Raw genomic sequence first — 22274 nt, 5'->3', positions numbered from 1 at the left:
CTATTCTCCTATATAAATATAAATATTTGTAAAAATAAGAAATTAATTATAAATATATTCACATAACCTGGAAATAAGTCTATAATATAAATTAAGAACTGCAGTACCGAAAAATATAATTATCAAGAGTTTCAAATCATTAATATCCAGACAATTTGAGGCGTGTTATTGAGTAATGTCAAGCATGAGCCCAAAAAATAATTTTATTTTTTGGGCTCTTTTATTTTTAAAAACTTTCTATATAGAAGGAGGGATTATTAAAATGCCAAATGTAAAATTAGATACATGATAGATGGTTGAACTTACTATCTCTGTAAAGGTTAACATTTAGGTGTGAAAATCACCTATGCTCGAATTTTAAAAAAATCAAACAAATCAAAAAAATTCAAGAAAGAGGTGTAAAGATGCATACAAAAAAGAAACTGGTCTCGGTATTTACAATTATAGCCCTGTTATTTACAATTATCCCATCTGTTTCAATTTTTGCTGCAACAGGCAGCACAAAACTCATTGTCCATTATCACAGGCTGGATAATAAATATACTGGAAATATAGAAACAGCTTTATTGAATGGACAAGTTCCAGGCACAGTGTCAGAAAAAACTACAGATGCGTACGGACTAAAAATGACTTTCAGCTTTGCAAACACAGCAGATGATGCTTACATAGGTCTTACAGTAAAAGAGGATAGTGTTTTTCCAAATGACAAAAAATATGTTAGAGCAAAAAATGGTGTTGCAGAAGTATGGCTTAAGGATGGAGATGCCAGAGTATACAGTGAACCACAACTCATAAATCCAGACCTTATAGTTAACAAAAACAATAAGGCATACGTTGCTGTTGAGGACTTACCAAATTTATTAAACCTGACCTACAAATATGGGAAAAATGGTTATAAATTTGACGGTGCAGCAAAAGGAACTGTTGATATATTAACTATTTACCGCGATAAAGACTATTTTGAAATAAATGTTGATACCAACAGAATAGGTGCTAATGTTACTACTAGTATGCTAACTTACTATACAGATGTGGTTTTTAATGATGTAGATGGATTTAAGCAGGATAATAAATATTATTTATCACTGCCATATATGGAAAGGTTATTTCAAATAGGAGCTTTGTCTTATAACAATAACAATTACTTGCTGAAAAGGCAGGATGTAGCCTACGATCAAATAACCACAACTGCTTTTCCAGAACAGGTTGGTTTTGATTCAGAAAAGCTAAAAAAGGTTGACGATTATATAAACAATGAAATTAACGATGGTTTTCCTGGTGCTGCAGTCATCATAACAAAGGATGGCAAAACTGTGAAAAATACCGCATACGGATATCTAAAAAAATATAATACTCCATTTGTAAATGGAGTTTATCAGCCAGCTCAGCTTTTACCTCAATCTCAATGGGAGAGAGCAACAGTAAACTCTTTGTGGGATTTGGCATCCAATACTAAGATGTATGCAACTAACTATGCAGTCCAGAAGCTTGTTTCTGAAGGCAAATTAAATCTTGATCAGCCAATAAGCACCTTTCCAGGCTGGGAAAATTATAGAGACAGTTATGTAGAATACACAGGTAACTGGACTCTTGGCGGACCCGGAGGACTTCCTAAGACACCTGTAACAGGTAAAGAAAATGTAACAGTACGTGATTTACTGCATCATGGTGCTGGAAATATTCCTGACCCACAATATCCTAACAAAACTGTAGCAGGAGATTTATGGTATCAAAGCAGTGACATCACAAATCGTACCGGGATAATAGATAAAATCTGTAAAACTCCTTTACAATACAAGCCTAGAACAAACATTATCTACAGCGATCTCGACTTTATGATACTAGGCCTCCTAGTTGAACAAATTACAGGAATGCCCTTAGACAAATATGTTGAAAATGAAATCTACGGCAAGCTTGGAATATCACACACAGTTTTTAATCCGTTAACTAAAGGTTTCTCGCAATCAGAAATTGCTGCAACAGAGTTAAATGGAAATACTCGTGATGGATATATCAATTTCGGAACTATGGAGGATGGTTCACCTGTAAATATTAGAAAATACACTCTTCAAGGCCAAGTTCATGATGAAAAAGCCTGGTACACAATGGGAGGAGTATCCGGCCATGCAGGATTGTTCTCTACCACAGGGGATATGGCCGTTATAACTCAACTTATGCTCAACGGTGGCATTTATAACGGAACACAGGTCTTCACGAAGGAAGTTGCCGATCAGTTTACTGCACCTTATAGTGTCTCCGGCACACAAAGCTCCTTGGATTCATCAACTTATGGACAGGGATGGAGATTGGCTTCAAAGTCATCTTCTTATTTCTATTTTAATTGGGGACCAAGCAGAAGCACCTATGGGCACCAGGGATGGACTGGAACTTTGACAATCATCGACCCGGTTTACAATATGACCATTACCATACTTACTAACGAAAGGCATTCACCAGTAGACAATCCTCCAAACGGATTTGAGGGGTATGAAAATTATACAATTCCTGATTTTGGCCCTATTAGCGCGCGAATCTATGCAGCACTTATGACCGATAAGCCTCCACTCAACAGTGTAAAATTGTCATTGGACAATTCAAACCTTGAGAGAAACCAGACCGCTAATATCAGTTTAGCAGGATTTGGTAAGGGAAGCACTCCTGTTGATCTGACTAATGCAACAGTTAATTACATCTCTACAAATCCTGAGGTAGCTTCAGTAGAAAATGGCGTAGTAACAGCTAAGAATGTGGGAATAACAGACATTTATGCTTCAGTAACTCTTAATGGAATAACTGTAGAGTCAAGTAAAGCTGTAGTTAAGGTTACCACAAGCGTCGCTTCTATAAGAAGGCTTATCGATGGATATCAAAAGTCAGAAGAATTAGTTGGGCCTTTAGTACCACAATTAAACAATAGTTTGACTCAGGCAGAAAAGTTTTTCAATGAAAAGAAACAGGAGCAAGCTGTAAATCATATGGAGGATTTCTTAAAGCTTCTTAATAATCCGCCGATGAGCTGCCGTATATCTGAAGCTGCAAAAGAAATATTAAATTCTGATGCCATGGCTCTTATAAAGCAATAGGCAGAAAAATACCTAAACATTTGGGGCTTATGTAGCGCTTTGACCTACATTTGACCCCATTTTATTTTTTTGTGGTCATTATATTAGTTGCAACGTTTAATTTATATCATTTAGTTTGATTTTGATTAACACCGGAAGATTTTAGTGATTCTTCTTGAGCTGCCATAGTTAGTAGTAGGCTACCAATTGCGGTAAATAAGTTACCGATTATATTTATATCAGCAGGTGTCCTATTTTCAGCTATGGCAATTGCTACTACACTTGCTAGAATGGAAAGATCCTTTGGGCTGAATGAACTAAATTCTGACATTGTACCACCGTTTTGAGTAATTATCTTTAAATTATACTTTCATAATTAATGTTTTATGATTGGTTTTTTTAATTAATTTAAGCAATATAGAAGGGATTAAAATAGCATACAAAGTTAGATGTAATATGACACTTATCAACTTTTCAAAATGGCCTTTAGACAATTACATTTAGATTTGCTATAATGTAAAAAGTATTTTATTGCAGCTTTTAAAGCAATAAGCTTAAAAAACTTAACCATTTCAAATGGAGGCATTACAATGCTTATAGTCTACTTAGCACAAAGAATGAGCATAATAATTATAATAATTTTTATTTTATCTACCACAAAAGTCTTTAGAAAAATCTTTATTGGAGACTTTACAACTAGAGATAAAATAATAATGATAATATTTTTCTCTATATTAGGGATAACCGGTTCTTATACCGGTATAAGGTTAGATGATACAATTTTAAATTCAAGAGCAGTAGGCGCTTTAACTGCAGGTATTCTAGGTGGTCCTGTTGTTGGTATTGCAACTGGAATAATTGTTGGAATACATAGATATTTCATGGGTGGCTTTACAAGCTTAGCCTGCGGAATTGCTGCTATACTTCAAGGTGTTATTGGATCATTGGTATATAGGCACAAAGGAAATAATGTATCTTGGAGATATGCAGGTATTGTAACTATTATTGTGGAATGCTTAGAAATGGCATTGGTTTTACTACTGGCTAAGCCCTTCACACATGCGCTGCAGGCGGTTAAATTTATATCCATGCCCATGATAATTGTTAATACTGGAGCAGTATGTGCCTTTATGCTTATTATTGATTATATTCACAGAGAATTTGAGTTTGCAGCTGCAGTTCAAGCTCAAAAGGCCTTAAGTATTGCTGATGAAACTTTACCCTATTTAAGACAGGGATTAAATGAATATACTGCGAAAGAAACTGCAGAAATTATTTATAAAATTACAAAGGCTGCAGCAGTAAGCATTACAGATAAAGATAGAATATTAGCTTTTGTTGGTCTAGGAAGTGACCATCACAAGGTAGGAGAACCCTTTGGTACAGAGCTTAGTTTAAAAGCAATTCAAACTGGAAAATTAGTAGCAGCAAATACGAAGAAGGAAATTGCTTGTAAGAATCATAAGTGCAGTCTTTCTTCAGTGGTGCTTGTTCCATTAATAAAGATGAATAAAGTTGTTGGACTATTAAAAATTTATAAAGACAAGGAACATTCCATAACCCCTTATGACATTCAGCTTACGAAGAGTCTAGGGAGCTTATTTTCCACGCAACTGGAACTTAATGAAATAGAACATCAGGAAAGCTTGGCAAAGGAAGCTGAAATAAAAGCCCTGCAGGCACAGATAAATCCACATTTTTTGTTTAATACAATAAGCACAATCAGTTCGTTAATTAGGACGGATCCAGATTTGGCAAGAAATTTACTATTAAAGTTTTCAAACTTTTTTAGATATAATATTCAAAAAACTGATAGATTAATAAGCCTTAAAGAAGAATTGACACAAATAAGCGATTATATAGAAATTGAAAAAGCAAGATATGGTGAAAAGCTTAAAATAAAGACTGATATAGATGAAAGCTGTTTAAACTATCTAGTGCCGCCAATTACCCTGCAGCCCCTCATTGAGAATGCAATAAAGCATGGTATAAAACCCAAAGCAGGTGGTGGTACTTTATATATTCAAATAAAAAAAATAGACGATTACTGCCAAATTAAAGTATCAGATGATGGAATTGGTGTTACTCCTTTTGAGCTTCAAAAAATAACGGAAGGTAATACCACAGGCATAGGACTTAAAAATGTTATTCAAAGAATAGTATCTATATTTGGAGAGGAATATGCTCCATTAATTGAAAGTGTAGAAGGTAGAGGCACTACAATAACTATTAAAGTACCGCCTAAGGCAGAAGGGGAAGTTTATTATGAAGGTAATGTTACTTGATGACGAAAAAGCAATAGTTGATGAATTGAAATATATCTTAGAAAAGCATAGCATTTGTGAAGTTTTAGGTGCCTATGATGATGCAGATACCTTTATGAAAGATATAAATAGACTTAAGCCAGATGCTGTATTTATTGATATAAATCTAGGTATGATAACAGGGTTTGATGTTGCTGAAAAGTTATTAAATACTGATAATACTAGTAAAAGACCACTTATAGTTTTTGCCACAGCCTATGACGAATATGCAGTAAAAGCCTTTGAATGCGGAGCTGTTGACTATATATTAAAACCTTTTGATGAAGAAAGAGTAAAGGTATCCCTGCAGAGAATAGAAAGACTGTTGATGGATAAAAAACAGTCTGATGTTGAAATAACAAAAACCGTTAATATGCTTTCCAAAAGGAAAATAAATAAGCTTACTGTAATATATGAAGGACGGTTTAAGGTAATAGGCTTTGACAAAATCTATTATATTAAGGCAAAACAAGGAACTTCTGAAGCTTATACAAGTGAAGGCACTTTTATGTGTGAGTTTAACCTATCTCAGCTTGAGGATAAGCTTGGAGAAAAGTTTATGAGAATCCATAAAAGCTATATAGTAAATCTTGATAAAATTACAGAAGTAATTCCATGGTTTAAAGGCACTTACTGGGTTGTAATAAATGATGCAAATAAAGCTGAGATACCTGTGAGCAAAGAAAAAATAAAAGAAATAAAAGAAATAATTTTTTGAAAATTAAACCTAGTTCTTTTGAATTAGGTATATTTTTTGCATTAAAATATAAAAGTTCTTTTTTTCATTACAATTATTTTATGTATATTCAATATCTATAGATTTCTGTACAACCCTTAATTTCTTCCTTTCAGTTGAAAACAATATCATTAAAACTGAAAACGTTATATTATTTAAGCAGCAGTTAGACATGCAATTATAATTAAAGATATCATTTGAGGGGGAAGAAAAATGAATTCAATCGTACTAGTTATTATTGGTGCATTAGTGCTTATGCTAGCTTACAGATTTTATGGTGCATTTCTTGCAGCTAAGGTTTTAACCTTAGATGAAACTAGAACTGTACCTTCAGTTGAACATAATGATGGACAAGATTATGTTCCAACAAACAAATTAATACTTTTTGGGCATCACTTTGCAGCTATAGCTGGAGGGGGACCATTAATAGGACCTGTTCTAGCAGCTCAATTTGGATGGCTTCCAGGAACACTTTGGATTTTGATTGGTGCAGTGCTTGCCGGAGGAGTTCACGATATGGTTGTACTTCTAGCATCAGTAAGACATGATGGACAATCTATCGCAGAAATAGCTAAAAAGCACATTAGTCCTAAAATGGGAATAATAACTTCTATAGCAGTAATATTTATTTTAATAATAACTATGGCTGGACTAGGTATTCCAGTTGTTAATTCACTATACAAAAGCCCTTGGGGTGCCTTCACAGTTGGGTCAACAATTCCAATTGCAATGCTCGTGGGATTATATCTTAAGTTTTTTAGACCAGGAAAAATTGGAGAAGCTACTTTTATAGGTATGATTTTAATCGTTGCCGCTGTAGTAGTTGGACCACATTTACAAAATACTCTATTAGGAAACATATTAACTCTTGATCAAAAGCAATTATCAATTATACTTGTTATTTATGGATTCTTTGCTGCAGTATTACCAGTATGGTTATTACTACTTCCAAGAGATTACCTAAGTACTTATATGAAACTAGGCGTAATTGGTGCTCTTGCATTAGGAATAATAATAGTTAGACCTGTATTACAAATGCCAGCTGTTACTCAGTTTGTTAATGGCGGTGGACCAATAATTCCAGGAAAGGTATATCCATTCCTGTTCATAACCATAGCTTGTGGGGCATTATCTGGCTTCCATGCCATAATAAGTTCAGGTACAACTCCAAAGTTAGTAAGTAACGAAAAAGATATTTTGGCAATAGGCTATGGTGCAATGCTTACAGAAGCCTTTGTAGCTCTTATGGCATTAATTGCAGCCACAGCACTTCCAACAGCAGATTATTTTGCAATAAACTCAGCACCAGCATTATTTGCAAAACTTCATATGATACCTAAAGAATTACCAATGCTTTCAAAAATGGTAGGAGAAACCTTAGCAGGTAGACCAGGTGGATCTGTTTCACTAGCAGTTGGTATGGCCTATGTATTTTATAAAATACCAGGACTTGAATCCTTGCTATCATATTGGTATCATTTCTGCATAATGTTTGAAGCACTATTTATATTGACTACAATTGATGCTGGAAATAGAATAGGAAGATATTTAATGCAAGACTTATTTGCAAATATTAACCCTAAATTTAAAGAAAGAAATTCTTGGACAAATATTATAATCTTCAGTTTATTAATGTCCTGTACTTGGGGATATCTATTATATACAGGTAATATCTCTACTATATGGCCTCTGTTTGGTATAGCTAATCAGATGATGGCAGCTATAGCCTTAGCAGTAGGTACTTCCTTCCTTATAGATTTAGGAAAGAGAAAATATATATGGGTAACTGTTGCACCATTAGCCTTTATAACTATTACTGCACTTTATGCAGCCTTTGTAAATATATTTACTAACTACATTCCACAAGGAAATACAATACTAGCAGTACTTACATCAATACTAGTGGTTATGCTTGTAGTAATTATATTTGAAAGTGTAAAAAGCTGGTTTGAGAAGTTTAATAAGATGAAATTAAGTAATGAAAATAATAAGCAGGTAACAGCTTAAAATGCAGGATAAAAGGTTTAGAACTTTCTAAGCCTTTTATCATTTTTTGCATAAATTGATTTTATAAAGCAATTATAATATGTAGAAATACAAATAAATCTAGTTTATTCAAATAAATGCTGATAAGTTTAGTAAAACATTAAAAAATATTGATTAATAATTGTGAAAGTCTAATAACTTTTTATATCATATTGATTTATTTAGTTTATTAGTCTAAAATTTCTTTTAGTGGAATTAATAATCTATATAAGGAGGAAAATAGTATGGGTAAAAATTTAAGCTTAGATTTAAGTAAATTAAAACCAACTTTAAACGATAATGAAATTTCAAATCTGCAGTCTATGGTGAAAGAAGCACACAATATGGTTCATAATGGAACTGGTGCAGGCAGGGATTTTTTAGGCTGGGTTGATTTACCTGTTAATTATGATAAAGAGGAATTTTCAAGAATAAAAAAGGCAGCTGAAAAGATTAAGGGGAATTCAGATGTACTTATAGTAATAGGTATAGGGGGTTCTTATTTAGGTGCTAGAGCAGCTATAGAAAGCTTATCGCATACCTTCTATAATACCTTGCCAAAGGGAAAGAGAACCACACCACAAATATACTTTGTAGGAAATAATATTAGTTCAACATACATTACCGATCTTCTTGAAGCTATTGAAGGACTTGACCTGTCTGTAAATGTAATTTCAAAATCTGGTACTACTACTGAGCCAGCTGTAGCTTTTAGAATCTTTAAAGATTATGTTGAGAAGAAATATGGAAAAGAAGGAGCAAAGGAAAGAATATTTGCTACTACTGATAAAGCTAGGGGAGCTCTAAAATCCTTAGCTGATGCTGAAGGCTATGAAACCTTTGTTATTCCAGATGATGTAGGTGGAAGGTATTCTGTACTTACAGCTGTTGGACTTTTGCCTATTGCTGCAGCAGGTATTAATATTGATGAAATGATGAAGGGTGCTGCAGATTCCAGAGAAGCCTACAGTAATTCAGATTTAAATGCTAATGATGCCTATAAATATGCTGCTGCTAGAAATTCACTATATAGAAAGGGAAAAGCCACTGAAATACTTGTAAACTATGAGCCAGCACTTCATTATTTTAATGAATGGTGGAAGCAGCTTTATGGTGAAAGTGAAGGTAAAGACAACAAGGGTATATTCCCTGCAGCTGTGGATTTTTCAACAGATCTTCATTCTATGGGTCAATATATACAAGAAGGACTTAGAAATATATTTGAAACTGTAATAAATGTTGAAAAGGCAAGAAAAGAAGTTGTAATTGAAGCAAGTGCAGAAAACATAGATGGACTCAATTTCCTTGCAGGAAAAACTATGGATTTTGTAAATAAAAAAGCTTTCCAAGGAACAGTGCTTGCACATAACGATGGTGGAGTTCCAAATATTATTGTAAACATCCCTGAATTAACACCTTATTACTTTGGCTATTTAGTTTACTTCTTTGAAAAAGCTTGTGCAATAAGTGGCTATTTAAATGGAGTAAATCCTTTTGATCAGCCAGGTGTTGAAGCTTACAAAAAGAATATGTTTGCTTTGCTAGGAAAACCAGGCTATGAAGCAATGAAGGCAGAACTTGAAAAAAGACTATAGGAATGGTGCTTTATGAGAATCATAGTAGATGCTGATGCATGTCCTGGAAAGGATATTATTGAGAGTTTAGGGAAAGAGCATGACTTAGAAATAATAATGTACTGCGATATAAACCATGTGCTTAACAGCAGTTATAGTACTATAAAATACATGGACAGCGGCTTTCAAAGCGTGGATATGGCTGTGGCTAATGAAGCTAAGGAAAGAGATATTGTAGTTACGCAGGATTTTGGAGTTGCCGCAATGGTACTAGGCAAAAAGTGCTTTGCAATAAGCCCCAAGGGCTATATTTATGATAATAATAATATTGATAAGCTATTATTTGAAAGGCATATATCAGCTAAGGTAAGAAGGTCAGGAGGAAAAACTTCAAACCCTAAAAAAAGAAATAAAGAAGATGATGAAAGACTTTATAGAAATCTTCTTAAACTAATAAATTCCTAAACAAGGAAGTAGCCACTGGTAAAAAAATATATTACCAGCGGCTACTTTTTTTAGCGGTACAATACAAACATGCTTATTTTTTCTACTTCTACATTACTGCCGTTAATTGTTCTTATAATTTCGGTTCCTGCATTTACGTTATCAACTACTAAATTCCAGCTACCTTCAGGAATTGTAATATTTACCGTAGTTTTATTTGCATTATAAATTATAAGAATATCCTTCCAATCATCATTATTAGCATGATTTTTTAACATAAATCCAACTGTATTTATAGGAGTGTTAGCGATAAATTCTAAGCTTTTTCTTATTTGTTCTGCATTATTCATTCTAAAGGCAGGATGGCTTTTTCTTAAATTTATTATACCTTTATAATAATTAAAAACATCTAGGTATTTAGCCTTTCTATCCCAGTCTAGTGAGTTTATTTTATCCACTGAACGTACACTATCTTCTACTCCATATTTTGTTCTGCAAAACTCTGCGCCCGAATGAATAAATGGGATACCTTGTGAGGTAATTACAATAGCATTAGCAAGTTTTTGCATAGCTTTTAAAGCTTCTTCATCAGCACCAGGGTTTGAGAAATTAAGCTTATCCCAAAGGGTATTATTATCATGTGCTGAAACATAATTTATAGCTTGGTCTGGTGTATTGAAAAGAGACTTTCCTGTATTAGCATAATCAATGCAGCCAGAGGTGCATTCCTTTATTTTCTCTTCTAAGCCGAGTTTACCGCTAATAAAGCCTTGTTCCTCTTTAATAAATACACTTCCACGAACTGAATTTCTTATAGTATCATTAAAGTGACCTATATGTGGCATTTTACATGCGTTTTCTTGATTGGCCTTAAATTCATCCTTTAAAAGAGTATTCAGCATCCAACCTTCACCATAGAGCATTATTGGTCTATTTAAAGTATTTAATTTTTCTCTAACAGCGTTCATTGTAGTTACATCGTGAAGCCCCATTAAATCAAATCGAAATCCGTCCAAATGATATTCCTTTGCCCAATAATACACTGAATCAATAATGAATTTTCGCATCATGAAACGCTCTGAGGCAGTGTCATTACCACAGCCGCTTCCATCTGATGGCTTCCCATCTTCATGCATTCTAAAATAATAACTAGGAAATATTTTTTCCAGATTCTCCGTCTTTTGATTAAATACATGATTAAATACAACATCCATAATTACACCCAGACCGTTTTTATGAAGAGTCTGTATTAAGGTCTTAAGCTCATGAATTCGAGTATAGGGATTATAAGGGTCAGTTGAATAACTTCCTTCTGGAGCATTAAAGTTTTGTGGATCATAACCCCAATTATATTTAATAGGATTCTTTTCATCAGTGCTTAAAGAGCTAAAATCATATATTGGCATTAGCTGAACATGTGTAATACCAAGCTCTATTATATGGCTTAAGGCTGTTGTTAAGTTACTCCTAGACCTTGTATGTTCCTCTGCAAGCCCTAAAAATTTTCCTTTATTAATAACGAAGCTTTCAGGATGCATAGAAATATCCCTTATAGATGTTTCATAAATTATGGCATCAGTAAAGTTTTCAATGAAGGGGGATATGTCCATTTCAAAGCCTAGTGGATTAGTGTCTTCTATATTAATAATAGCACCTCTATTTCCATTAACTCCAAGGGACTTTGCATAAGGATCTACAGCTTCATTAAGTCTTCCATAAACCTTAACTTCATAAGTATAAAAACTACCTTTTAAATCTTCTGAAATAGTTAAGCTCCAAAGTCCATCCTTCTCTACCATTGCATATCTTATTGGTGATTCTGGAATTTCAATATCTCCATTTTTATATAAAAGTAAATTTATTTTCTCTGCTGCAGGAGACCAAAGCTTAAAAGAGGTCTTTTCTTTAGAGTAAAAGCATCCCAAAGCTTCATTTGCAGCATACTTATTATTGAAGTTAGCGCTGCAAAAGATTTCCCTGCAAATAGCTTTAACTTCAAGGTTATTAATGATGACTATACATTTAGATTTAATATTTAAAGCTTCCTTTAAGGTTAAAATTAAGCCTTCATTATTTTCCTTTATTTCAAGTATATCTATTAATCTCTCATTATTTTTAATTGAAATATTATTTTTATCAAGGCCTTTGAAGTCGTCCATTATTATTTTGATAGAATTAAAATCAGTTACTACCGCATTAAACATTATTTTACCTCACTTATTGTGCAATCGTTATACTTAAAATTATAACTTAATCTATACACTTATAAAAGTAAAAATATTTCTAAAATTTTATAGTAAATTATGGAATATTGTTATAATATATAATTAAATGAGGTATTATTTTAACAGGGGATGAGATTTGATGAACGAAATAGTATTAAGTTTTGAAGCACAAAACTCAGGGGAAGAAATTGCTGGTATTAATATAAAGGTAATAGAAAAACCAGAGGAAAATCTCTTATATAAATTTTTATTAGGAGTAGATGGAACCTGGGAAACATTAAGGGATTATAGTAAAGAGAGCAGTATCCTTTGGAAACCTAAGAAAGAAGCTCAATACACAATAATGGTACAAGCTAAGAGAGTCAAAACCACAAAAGCCTTTGATTATGTTACAAAGGTGGATTATATCGTTGGTTTAAAAGCAGAAAAATTAATTAAAGATATTTATTTAGAGAAAGAAAAGCTTACTCTAGGAGAAAAGCTTAATTTAACAGTAGAAGCAAATAAGATGCCAGTAGTCTTTAGATATTGGATTAATAAAAACGGAAGTTATGAAATTATTAAAGATTATAGTGCGGATAATAATTTAATTTGGAGTGTTAAGGACTCAGGAGAACAGGAAATTTTAGTTGAATGTAAGACACTTGATTCCAAAGATAAGTGTGATGATAGTAAAAAAGTAAAATTTAAAGTGGAACAATTAAAGAAATTAGAAATTACAGATTTTAAATGCTTGATATCTGATTTGTATGTTGGAAATGAATTGGTCTTTCAAGTTGAAGCTGTGCAGGATGACCAAAGAATGATATTGTACAAGTTTATTAAAATTAATGATGAGGGCATAGCTACCTGCATACAAGATTATTCAACAAAAAGAATGGTTAATTTCGTTGAAAATATAAGCGGAGAGTATAAACTTTTATGTCTTGCAAAAGATATGTATTCCCAAAAGGAATATGATGATAGAGCAATCTTAAATTATACAATTAAGGAATACAAAGACATAGTTATTAATAGCTTTACCACAGATTTAAATTCTCCTCAAATCTGCAGTACTATAGTTACTTTAAAAGCTATTGTAAACGGGGGTAAGGAACTACAATACAAATTTAAAATTGATGGTAATCTAAGTGAAGATTCAGGCTATACAAGAAATAATACTTATACATGGAACTGTGAAAAAGCAGGTGAATACAAATTAGAGGTATACGTAAAAGATTCAGCTTACATTGGTGATTTTGAAGCAGTATCTTCTATGAATTTTAAGGTAGAAGAGCTTTGCTTAGATCCAATAGTTATTAATAATGTTCTTTTAGATAAGGGCAATAAAATCCTAAAAGGAGAGGTTTTAAATATAAGGGCAGTTGCTTCAGGAGGAACTGATTTAAGATATAGATTCATAGAAAAAAAGGATGGAAAAGAAATTTATAGTATAAATTATGGTACATGCAATTGGGTAGATTTTTCTCAAAATGAAAAAGGGACTTATGAAGTTGAAGTTAGAGTAAAAGATAAATATTCAAATAGATTATATGATAGTCATACTATAATTTATATAGAAGTTTTTAACTATATACCTGCATTAATCGAACAGATACTTATACCTATTAAGGAGCATTATCTGGTTGGTGATTTAATTTCCTGCAGCGTTATAGCTCAAAACACCAAAAAAACCTTGTTCAAATATGTGCTTAGTATTAATGGCCATAAAGTTGAGGAAACAAACTTCGATAAATATAGTAAGTATGATTTAAGGCCAAAATGCAGCGGAGCTTATACCTTAGAAGTATTTGCAAAGAACGAAGACAGTGAAGCAGAATTTGACAGCAAAAAAGATGTACGTTTTAATATCTCTGAAGCTCTGCCCATTACAAATACTCAAATAAAATTTGATAAAAATAATCTTTATGTCAATAAGGCTATTACTTTTACAGCTGATTCTGAAGGTGGAAAAGAAGTATTATACCAATTCTACCTTATGGAAAAAGGGGATTGGATTTTGGCCCAGGATTTAAGCCGCAATAATAATTATACCTTTATTCCCTTTGCTGCTGGTAATTATAAAATACTTGCACTTTGTAAAAGCAGTTATAAGAAATGTGTATATGAGGATTATTCGTTGCAGGAATTTAATGTGGGATAGAGATAACTTATGAAATATATCCTAATTTTGATGAAGAATATTTAGAATACTTATGAAGAAATAAGAGGTGAAAGTTTTGAAGGTTGAAAATAATGCTGAAGCATACTTACAGCTGCAATTAATGTCTATGCTGCTTAAAAATACTTTAGGAGAGGACTCTAATTCTTTTCAGCTGGTTTTGCAAAGCTTAACTGGTGCGATGCAAAATAATAATAGCAGTGCAGATTTATTAGGATTATCGGATATTGATTTAAGCAAATTAGGTTATGGCAATGGCATGCCCATAAATAATCTTTTAGGAGATCTACAAGGCTATATTAATGATGATATAAAAACTAATAATAGTTCTATTGATGCTGCAGCAGCTAAAGCAGCCCAGAAGTATGGTGTTGATAAAGATTTAATTTTGGCTGTAATTAAGCAGGAATCAAATTTCAATCCCAATGCCAAATCAAGTGCAGGAGCAGAGGGGCTTATGCAGTTAATGCCTTCCACAGCAGCTTCCATGGGAGTTTCAGACCCTTATAATGTAGAACAAAATGTTGATGGCGGCACTAAATATTTAAGAAACCTATTGAATATGTACGGAAATTCGAAGGAACTTGCTCTTGCTGCTTATAATGCAGGACCCGGAGCAGTTGCAAAATACAATGGAGTTCCGGATTATAAGGAAACTAAGGACTATGTAAAAAAAGTTATGCAATATTACGCAAATAATAAATAACAGCCACTTTTGGCTGTTTTGTTTTTTTAAATAGGATATAATATATATTGATTACAACTTGGTCTAATTAATTAAGAATTAATTCAGTTTTTCATCTGTGAAAACATCTATAATAATTAATTTTTAATTATAAATTAATTTTGAATAGTAAAATCAATGAGAGGTATTTTAATGGAAAGATTAGATAAGGTTTTAGCAAATTTGGGTTATGGCAGCAGGAAGGAAGTAAAGGCTCTTGTAAAGGCTGGAGAGGTAGAAATAGATAATGAAATTATAAAGGATAGTGCATATCAGTTTGAACCGGAAAAAAGTAGTATTGTGGTTTCTGGGGAAGTAGTTAGATACAAAAAATATATTTATTTGTTAATGAATAAGCCAGCAGGAGTAGTATCCGCCACCTTTGACAAATATGATGAAACTGTAATTGATTTACTAGATGAGGAATATAAAATATTTGAGCCCTTTCCAGTTGGAAGATTAGATAAGGACACCGTTGGACTTTTACTTTTGACTAATGATGGTGAACTTAACCATAGACTTATTTCTCCTAAATGGCATGTAGATAAGGTTTATTATGCTGAAATAGATAAGGAAGTAGTTGAAAGTGATATTATATCTTTTAATAAAGGTGTTATTCTTGATGACGGCTATAAATGCTTGCCTGCAAAGCTTGAAATATTAAAAGCTGATAAAAATGGCTCTGAAGTTAAAGTTACCTTACAAGAAGGAAAATTTCATCAAGTTAAAAGGATGTTTAATAGCTTAGGAAAAAATGTGGTCTTTTTAAAAAGAATAAGTTTCGGTCCCATTTTACTTCCTGAAGATCTATTTGAAGGAGATTGTCGAGAACTTACTGAAGAAGAGGTAGATATTTTAAAAAAAATTTAAATAAATTATAATATGCTTAAAAATTAAAATATTAACAAAAAAATGAAGGATTAACATTCATTTAACAAATAGTTCACAAATAAAATTGCAAAAACTCTTGCATTTTAATTTCATTTTTAATATAATAACAATGCAAGGATAAATAAAAGGAATTAAATAGCCCCCTTTTTATTTATTAAAAACAGCCCTGCCCCAAGGGCTGTTTTTGTTTGTCTAAAATAAATCATTTTAATAAAATAAATTGATTACTATAATAATAAATTAATATATCACTGGAATATAGTTTTACTACATGGTAAAATGATAATAAGTAAACGTTTAATATTTTTTAGTTCATCATAAATTAATTTAAATTAAATATTGCTTGGGATTAACTTAAGAAATTGGAGGCTGTTCGGATGGGAGAATATAAATCTAAACTTGAGAGTAAGGATATGGATTTTCTTTGTGATGCAATACTTAGTCTAAAAGATAGAGAAGAAGTTTATAAGTTCATAGACGATATTTGCACTATCAACGAAATAAAAGATCTTGAACAAAGATTACAGGTTGCCAAAATGCTAAAGCAAAAGAGAACTTATTTGGATATTGCTAGTTCTACGGGAGCAAGTACCGCTACAATAAGCAGAGTCAATAGATCCTTAAATTATGGAAGCGATGGATATAATATTGTATTTGAAAGATTAAATTGGAAAGATAAATAGTTTATAAAATAATTATGATTAAAAGTATCAGTGGAAGAAAGTATTCTGCTGATACTTTTTGTATTAATACGGCTAAAATATGATATAATTAATAATGCATAATAAGAACTAGTGTTTATATATTTAAGGAGATTAGAAAGTATGGATTTACAAAAGCTTTTAAATAAAGAACAATATGAGGCAGCAACTACGGTTAATGGACCTCTGCTTATATTAGCTGGTGCAGGCTCAGGTAAAACCAGGGTTTTAACTTATAGAATTGCACATATGATTAAAGATTTAGGAGTTTATCCTTCACAAATACTTGCCATAACCTTTACTAACAAAGCTGCACAGGAAATGAAGGAAAGAGTAAGAGCACTAATCGGAGAAGAAGCCTTAAATATGTGGGTTTCAACCTTCCACTCCAGCTGCGTAAAAATTTTAAGAAGAGAAATTGATAAATTAGGCTATAATAAAAATTTTGTAATATATGATACCTATGATCAGAAAACCTTGGTAAAACAATGTATGTCTGAATTAAATATCAATGATAAAGATATTGATGAAAAGGAAGTTATTAATAAAATTGGCTCAGCTAAAGATAAATTAATTACTGCAGATAAATTTAAAAGAGATAATCAAGGTAATTTTAGAATGAATAAAATAGCTGATGTATATTTGCTTTATCAAAAGAAGCTTAAGCAAAATAATGCCTTGGATTTTGATGATATCATATTTAAAACTGTTCAGCTTTTTAAGGAACATGGGGATGTACTTGAGTTTTATCAGAGAAAGTTTAAATATATTATGGTGGATGAGTATCAGGATACAAATTTTGCTCAATACGAATTTGTAAGGCTTCTATCTGCAGCTCACAGGAATATTTGCGTGGTGGGGGATGACGACCAATGCATTTACCAGTGGAGGGGAGCAGATATTAGGAATATCCTGGACTTTGAAAAGGACTATCCTGAGTCAAAGGTAATTAAGCTCGAGCAAAATTACAGATCAAAGGGAAACATTTTAAATGCTGCAAACTTGGTAATTAAAAATAATATAGAAAGAAAAGATAAGGAACTTAGAACCACCCAAGAGGTAGGAGATAAGATTAAAATCTACAGGGCCTTTTCTGATAATGATGAGGGAAGCTTTATAGCTTCTGAAATAAAGAGAATTGTAAGGGAAGAAGGAAGAAAGTATACTGATTTTGCTGTACTCTACAGAATGAATTCACAATCTCGTATATTTGAAGACAGCTTTATAAAAGCAGATATACCCTATAGACTGATTGGCGGACTTAAGTTCTATGACAGAAAAGAAATAAAGGATATTTTAGCCTACTTAAGGCTTATTAATAACCCCCTTGATGATATCAGCCTTCAAAGAATTATTAATGTACCTAAAAGAAGTATAGGTGATGCTACTGTTTCTAAAATTCAAGAGGTGGCAAATAATAATGAAGAACCACTCTACAGCACTCTTTTAGATGCTGAGTATGTACCAGGTTTAACATCGAGAAATATATCTATTATTAATAAATTTACAAGTCTTATAAATAATTTTATGGTAAAAAAAGACGAACTTGAGGTTTCTGAGCTTATTGAACTAATATTAGAGGACACAGGTTATTTAAATGAACTTAAGAATTCTAAGGATATAGAAGATCAAAGCAGAATTGAAAACTTAAAGGAACTTGTATCAGCTGCTGTTGATTTTGAGCAGAGCAATGAGGATAAGTCCTTATCTTCCTTCTTAGAGAAAGTTACCCTTGTTTCAGATATAGATAATTTTGATGAAGAGGCTGACAGTGTTACATTGATGACACTTCATAGTGCGAAAGGATTAGAGTTTCCAGTTGTTTTCATGGTTGGTATGGAAAATGGCATATTCCCAAGTATGATGTCCTTTAATAATGACAGTGAAATGCAGGAGTCAAGAAGACTTTGCTATGTTGGAATTACTAGGGCAAAGGAAAAGCTATATATGACTTCAGCAGAAGTGAGAAGGGTGTTTGGAAGAACTGTGGCCTATTCACCTTCTGATTTCTTAAACGAAGTTCCTTTGCATCTAAAGGAATATGTAGGAAGCAAAAGCTTAAGCAGTAATGGCGGGATAAACACAGGCAGATTCAATTCTAATGGGTTTGGAAATAATTCTGTTAGATCTGTAGGTCAAGGAGCCATGAATTATAATTTAGCCAGTGCGGCTGTAACTAGTACTAATAAGCCTGTAGCACAAGGTGCAATTAGCATGTCAGAGGCAACTCTTGGTAGAAAGGTTAGACATTCAAAATTTGGAGTCGGTACTATAGTAAGTGCAGCTAAGGATGGAAGCGATGTAAGGCTTACAATTGCCTTTGATACACAAGGAATTAAGACCTTTATGCTAAGTGTAGCTCCAATCGAATTGTTATAATGGCAGGTGGCAGAGGGACGTTTCCTTTGTTTACAGAATAAAGTAGATGCGGAACGTGTACACTTAATATATTAATAAACATAATAATAATGTATTTATTTGCTATAATAATTCATATATTAATTATTCAATACCGGAGGTTTTTACATGTCTGATAGAGAAGATAAAATAAATAGGATTCACGAACTTACGGAAGAACTTAATAAGCAAGCTTATAATTATTATGTGCTTGATAATCCATCTATGTCAGATAAGGAATATGATGAAAAGTATTATGAACTTATAAATTTAGAAAAAGAGACAGGTTTCATACTGACCTATTCACCTTCCCAAAGAGTTGGAGATATAACTTTATCTGAATTTCAAAAGTATACCCACAAGGCAAGGCTTTGGAGTCTTGATAAAGCTCAAAGTATTGAAGAACTAAGAGAATGGGACAATAGAAATAGAAAGTTTATAGCTGAATATAACGCTTCAAGTGAAGAAAAACTTCCGAAGCTTAAATATGTACTTACAAAAAAATTTGATGGGCTTACTATAAACTGTACCTATGACGAAGAAGGAATCATGATAAAAGCAGCTACTAGAGGTACAGGTAGTGTAGGAGAAGATGTTACAGCACAGGCAAAAACTATAAAAAGTCTTCCATTAAAAATAGAAAATGATTTTAGCTTTGAAGTTCATGGTGAGGCTATGATGACGAAGAAAGCCTTTGACAAATATAATGCCTCTGCAGCGGTACCACTAAAAAATTTAAGAAATGGTGCTGCAGGAGCACTTAGAAATCTTAATTTAAAGGAAACTGCAAGTAGAAACCTGTCTGCCTTTTTTTATGATATAGGCTATACTGAAGGTGAGCCTTTCGAAAATTATATATCTATGATGAACTTCATTAAGGATAAAGGTTTTCCAGTAGATGAGTATTTAAAGGAATGTTACAGCTTGGAGGAAATTGAAAAGGAAATTAATTATATTGAGGGAATAAGACTGGACCTTGGCTATGATATAGATGGTGTGGTTATTGTTATAGATGATACTAGAACTAGAGAGCTTTTAGGCTATACAGTAAAGTTTCCTAAGTGGGCAATAGCCTTTAAGTTTGAAGCACAGGAGGCAACTACAAGGCTATTAGAGGTTGAATGGAATGTAGGAAGAAGCGGCAGGGTTACTCCAACTGCACTTCTTGAGCCAGTTGAACTAGCAGGGGCAACTGTAAAAAGGGCAACTTTAAATAATATTGACGATATAAGAAGAAAGGGAGTTAGAATAGGCAGTGAGGTCTTTGTTAGAAGGTCTAATGATGTTATCCCGGAAATAATGGGCACAGTAGAAGAGACTACTAATGACAGCATTGAAATTGAAGTACCTAAGTATTGTCCAGCCTGCGGAAGTGAATTAATTCAGGAAGGTGTCCACTATTTTTGTGAAAATACCTTATCCTGTAAGCCTCAAATGGTTAAGAGTATAGTTCATTTTGGAAGTAGAGAGGCTATTAATATAGAAGGCTTTAGCGAGAAAACCGCAGAGCAGCTTTTTGAAAAGCTTGATTTAAAATCAATTGCTGACTTATATAGGTTGAAGAAAGAAGACCTGCTTACCTTAGAGAAGTTTGGGGATAAGAAGGCTGATAATTTATTAAAGGCTATTGAGAATAGTAAAAATTGCGACTTATCTTCTTTTATATATGCTCTAGGCATACCTAATGTAGGCAAAAAAACTGCTACGGATTTAGCAAAGAAATTTAAGTCTTTAGAGGCACTGCAAAAGGCTTCCTTTGAAGAGCTTGTTTCAGTGCAGGATATAGGAGATATAGTAGCTGAAAGTGTACTAGATTTCTTTAAAGAGGAAAAAATAATAAAGAATATAAATGAGCTCTTGGAACTAGGGATAAAACCAGTCTTTGAAGAAACTACCTCCATTAATAATGTGTTTAATGGTAAGACTATAGTTGTAACCGGCAGCTTAGAAGGCTTTAGCAGAACTGAAATAAAAGAAAAACTTGAAACACTTGGAGCTAAGGTGGCTGGTAGTGTTAGCAAAAAAACTGATTATGTGCTAGTTGGTAAGGAACCAGGTTCAAAATATGATAAGGCTGTAGAACTTGGTGTAAAGGTGCTTACAGAAGAAGAGTTTAACTCAATGTTGTAAATTATTTGTAAATACATAGAAATAACCTTTACTTTTATTAATTTTTGTCTTAATATAAAGCTTGTACAATGGTTAAAATATTAACCTTATAATTATTTCGGAGGCGGCTAAGATGAAAAAAGCCATAAATTTGTTAGGTTGGATAGGTGTAACAATTACTATGCTTGCCTTGATATTTACTATGGTATCTACCTATCATTTTGCATACATAAAATATTTTTATGGATATTATGCCCTGCAATGGTGCTTGTTTTTTACTATGATTATGTGGGGAATTAAAATTATATCTTTAAAGACTAGTTTTAAGGATGTAATTTATACTATAATTTGTTTTTCCATGGCATTTGTGGCAGTTTTTTTTAGATTTATGAAGGTTAATTAAAAGATAAATGGCATCCATATCATATGGATGCCATTTTTATTGATATATTTTTATTTTTTCAATAGATTTTTTTTAGGCTTCATAATATCAGCTTTGGCTTAAGAAAAAAATATACCGAAAATAAGGATTTACTTAAGAAAATTATATTATGAATAGCCTAAAATTATTTTTTTGTGGTAAAATAGTAAATATTAACTTGTATGTAGGAAGAGGTGGAAATATGTCAGTTACAAAGAAAGATGTAGAATATGTTGCAGACCTTGCAAGACTTAGCTTTTCAGAGGAAGAAAAAGAAGGGCTTATTAAGGATTTAAATAGTGTACTTCAATATATTGAAAAATTAAATGAACTTGATACTGAAGATGTAGAAATAATAGTAAATCCCTACTATATTGAAAACCGTCTTAGAGATGATGAAGTTAAACCATCAATGGAACTTAGTGAAGTATTAAATAATGCACCAAGTAAGCTTGAAGAGTATTTCTTAGTGCCTAAGGTTATAGAATAAAGGAGAGAATT

16 protein-coding genes are annotated in these 22274 nt (G+C 32.5%); 14 read left to right on the top strand and 2 right to left on the bottom strand.

What is annotated here, in order from left to right:
- The first annotated feature begins 404 nt into the window (after positions 1-404).
- On the top strand, positions 405-3083 hold the full coding sequence (pbp4b, locus tag ACJDUH_RS10705; RefSeq protein ID WP_406765187.1) for a penicillin binding protein PBP4B: 2679 nt from the start codon (positions 405-407) through the stop codon (positions 3081-3083).
- A 106-nt stretch (positions 3084-3189) separates the two neighbouring features.
- Here the strand turns inward: pbp4b and ACJDUH_RS10700 are convergent, their stop codons facing one another.
- Positions 3190-3393 (bottom strand): hypothetical protein, encoded by a 204-nt coding sequence (locus ACJDUH_RS10700; RefSeq protein ID WP_406765186.1) that lies wholly within the window; start codon positions 3391-3393, stop codon positions 3190-3192.
- A gap of 259 nt (positions 3394-3652) precedes the next feature.
- Between ACJDUH_RS10700 and ACJDUH_RS10695 the strand changes: the two genes are divergently transcribed.
- From ACJDUH_RS10695 to ACJDUH_RS10675, 5 genes are all read left to right on the top strand, one after another.
- On the top strand, positions 3653-5347 hold the full coding sequence (locus ACJDUH_RS10695; RefSeq protein ID WP_406765185.1) for a LytS/YhcK type 5TM receptor domain-containing protein: 1695 nt from the start codon (positions 3653-3655) through the stop codon (positions 5345-5347).
- The gene (locus ACJDUH_RS10690) at positions 5328-6083 is read left to right on the top strand and encodes a LytR/AlgR family response regulator transcription factor (protein WP_406765184.1); all 756 of its coding nucleotides are present in this window, start codon (positions 5328-5330) and stop codon (positions 6081-6083) included. Before ACJDUH_RS10695 ends, ACJDUH_RS10690 begins: the two co-directional genes overlap by 20 nt.
- A gap of 231 nt (positions 6084-6314) precedes the next feature.
- Complete coding sequence (locus tag ACJDUH_RS10685; protein WP_406765183.1) at positions 6315-8108, top strand: carbon starvation CstA family protein; 1794 nt, start codon at positions 6315-6317, stop codon at positions 8106-8108.
- Positions 8109-8371: 263 nt separating this feature from the next.
- A complete protein-coding gene (locus ACJDUH_RS10680) occupies positions 8372-9721 on the top strand; it encodes a glucose-6-phosphate isomerase (RefSeq protein ID WP_406765182.1) in 1350 nt (449 codons plus the stop codon).
- Between the two features lie 12 nt (positions 9722-9733).
- On the top strand, positions 9734-10165 hold the full coding sequence (locus tag ACJDUH_RS10675) for a YaiI/YqxD family protein (protein WP_406765181.1): 432 nt from the start codon (positions 9734-9736) through the stop codon (positions 10163-10165).
- A gap of 50 nt (positions 10166-10215) precedes the next feature.
- On the opposite strand, the gene pulA is transcribed toward ACJDUH_RS10675, so the two are convergent.
- A complete protein-coding gene (gene pulA, locus ACJDUH_RS10670) occupies positions 10216-12348 on the bottom strand; it encodes a type I pullulanase (RefSeq protein WP_406765180.1) in 2133 nt (710 codons plus the stop codon).
- 160 nt (positions 12349-12508) lie between these two features.
- Between pulA and ACJDUH_RS10665 the strand changes: the two genes are divergently transcribed.
- The 8 genes from ACJDUH_RS10665 (at position 12509) to gatC (ending at position 22263) form a co-directional block, all read left to right on the top strand.
- Complete coding sequence (locus tag ACJDUH_RS10665) at positions 12509-14512, top strand: triple tyrosine motif-containing protein (protein ID WP_406765179.1); 2004 nt, start codon at positions 12509-12511, stop codon at positions 14510-14512.
- 121 nt (positions 14513-14633) lie between these two features.
- Positions 14634-15236, top strand: coding sequence for a lytic transglycosylase domain-containing protein (locus ACJDUH_RS10660; protein ID WP_406765784.1), 603 nt, complete (start codon positions 14634-14636; stop codon positions 15234-15236).
- A 171-nt stretch (positions 15237-15407) separates the two neighbouring features.
- Positions 15408-16124, top strand: a complete 717-nt coding sequence (locus tag ACJDUH_RS10655) for a pseudouridine synthase (RefSeq protein WP_406765178.1) — start codon at positions 15408-15410, stop codon at positions 16122-16124.
- A 398-nt stretch (positions 16125-16522) separates the two neighbouring features.
- Positions 16523-16828 carry a YerC/YecD family TrpR-related protein gene (locus ACJDUH_RS10650; RefSeq protein WP_406765177.1) on the top strand — a complete coding sequence of 102 codons (306 nt, stop codon included), beginning with the start codon at positions 16523-16525 and terminating at the stop codon, positions 16826-16828.
- A 141-nt stretch (positions 16829-16969) separates the two neighbouring features.
- A complete protein-coding gene (gene pcrA / locus ACJDUH_RS10645) occupies positions 16970-19225 on the top strand; it encodes a DNA helicase PcrA (RefSeq protein WP_406765176.1) in 2256 nt (751 codons plus the stop codon).
- A 147-nt stretch (positions 19226-19372) separates the two neighbouring features.
- Complete coding sequence (gene ligA, locus ACJDUH_RS10640; RefSeq protein ID WP_406765175.1) at positions 19373-21373, top strand: NAD-dependent DNA ligase LigA; 2001 nt, start codon at positions 19373-19375, stop codon at positions 21371-21373.
- A gap of 112 nt (positions 21374-21485) precedes the next feature.
- Positions 21486-21755, top strand: coding sequence for a hypothetical protein (locus ACJDUH_RS10635; RefSeq protein ID WP_406765174.1), 270 nt, complete (start codon positions 21486-21488; stop codon positions 21753-21755).
- 220 nt (positions 21756-21975) lie between these two features.
- Positions 21976-22263, top strand: a complete 288-nt coding sequence (gatC, locus tag ACJDUH_RS10630; RefSeq protein ID WP_406765173.1) for an Asp-tRNA(Asn)/Glu-tRNA(Gln) amidotransferase subunit GatC — start codon at positions 21976-21978, stop codon at positions 22261-22263.
- Positions 22264-22274 lie beyond the last annotated feature (11 nt).

The organism is Candidatus Clostridium radicumherbarum (genome assembly GCF_045310525.1).
Lineage (GTDB): Bacteria > Bacillota > Clostridia > Clostridiales > Clostridiaceae > Clostridium_AT > Clostridium_AT radicumherbarum.
The sequence above is the reverse complement of the archived record's forward strand: the minus strand, read 5'-3'. Positions and strand labels throughout refer to the sequence as shown.

What these genes read in the sequence shown, in the direction of transcription:
- pbp4b (WP_406765187.1), top strand. Translation starts at nt 405, where the DNA reads ATGCATACAAAAAAGAAACTGGTCTCGGTATTTACAATTATAGCCCTG.
- ACJDUH_RS10700 (WP_406765186.1), bottom strand. Translation starts at nt 3,393, where the DNA reads ATGTCAGAATTTAGTTCATTCAGCCCAAAGGATCTTTCCATTCTAGCA.
- ACJDUH_RS10695 (WP_406765185.1), top strand. Translation starts at nt 3,653, where the DNA reads ATGCTTATAGTCTACTTAGCACAAAGAATGAGCATAATAATTATAATA.
- ACJDUH_RS10690 (WP_406765184.1), top strand. Translation starts at nt 5,328, where the DNA reads ATGAAGGTAATGTTACTTGATGACGAAAAAGCAATAGTTGATGAATTG.
- ACJDUH_RS10685 (WP_406765183.1), top strand. Translation starts at nt 6,315, where the DNA reads ATGAATTCAATCGTACTAGTTATTATTGGTGCATTAGTGCTTATGCTA.
- ACJDUH_RS10680 (WP_406765182.1), top strand. Translation starts at nt 8,372, where the DNA reads ATGGGTAAAAATTTAAGCTTAGATTTAAGTAAATTAAAACCAACTTTA.
- ACJDUH_RS10675 (WP_406765181.1), top strand. Translation starts at nt 9,734, where the DNA reads ATGAGAATCATAGTAGATGCTGATGCATGTCCTGGAAAGGATATTATT.
- pulA (WP_406765180.1), bottom strand. Translation starts at nt 12,348, where the DNA reads ATGTTTAATGCGGTAGTAACTGATTTTAATTCTATCAAAATAATAATG.
- ACJDUH_RS10665 (WP_406765179.1), top strand. Translation starts at nt 12,509, where the DNA reads ATGAACGAAATAGTATTAAGTTTTGAAGCACAAAACTCAGGGGAAGAA.
- ACJDUH_RS10660 (WP_406765784.1), top strand. Translation starts at nt 14,634, where the DNA reads ATGTCTATGCTGCTTAAAAATACTTTAGGAGAGGACTCTAATTCTTTT.
- ACJDUH_RS10655 (WP_406765178.1), top strand. Translation starts at nt 15,408, where the DNA reads ATGGAAAGATTAGATAAGGTTTTAGCAAATTTGGGTTATGGCAGCAGG.
- ACJDUH_RS10650 (WP_406765177.1), top strand. Translation starts at nt 16,523, where the DNA reads ATGGGAGAATATAAATCTAAACTTGAGAGTAAGGATATGGATTTTCTT.
- pcrA (WP_406765176.1), top strand. Translation starts at nt 16,970, where the DNA reads ATGGATTTACAAAAGCTTTTAAATAAAGAACAATATGAGGCAGCAACT.
- ligA (WP_406765175.1), top strand. Translation starts at nt 19,373, where the DNA reads ATGTCTGATAGAGAAGATAAAATAAATAGGATTCACGAACTTACGGAA.
- ACJDUH_RS10635 (WP_406765174.1), top strand. Translation starts at nt 21,486, where the DNA reads ATGAAAAAAGCCATAAATTTGTTAGGTTGGATAGGTGTAACAATTACT.
- gatC (WP_406765173.1), top strand. Translation starts at nt 21,976, where the DNA reads ATGTCAGTTACAAAGAAAGATGTAGAATATGTTGCAGACCTTGCAAGA.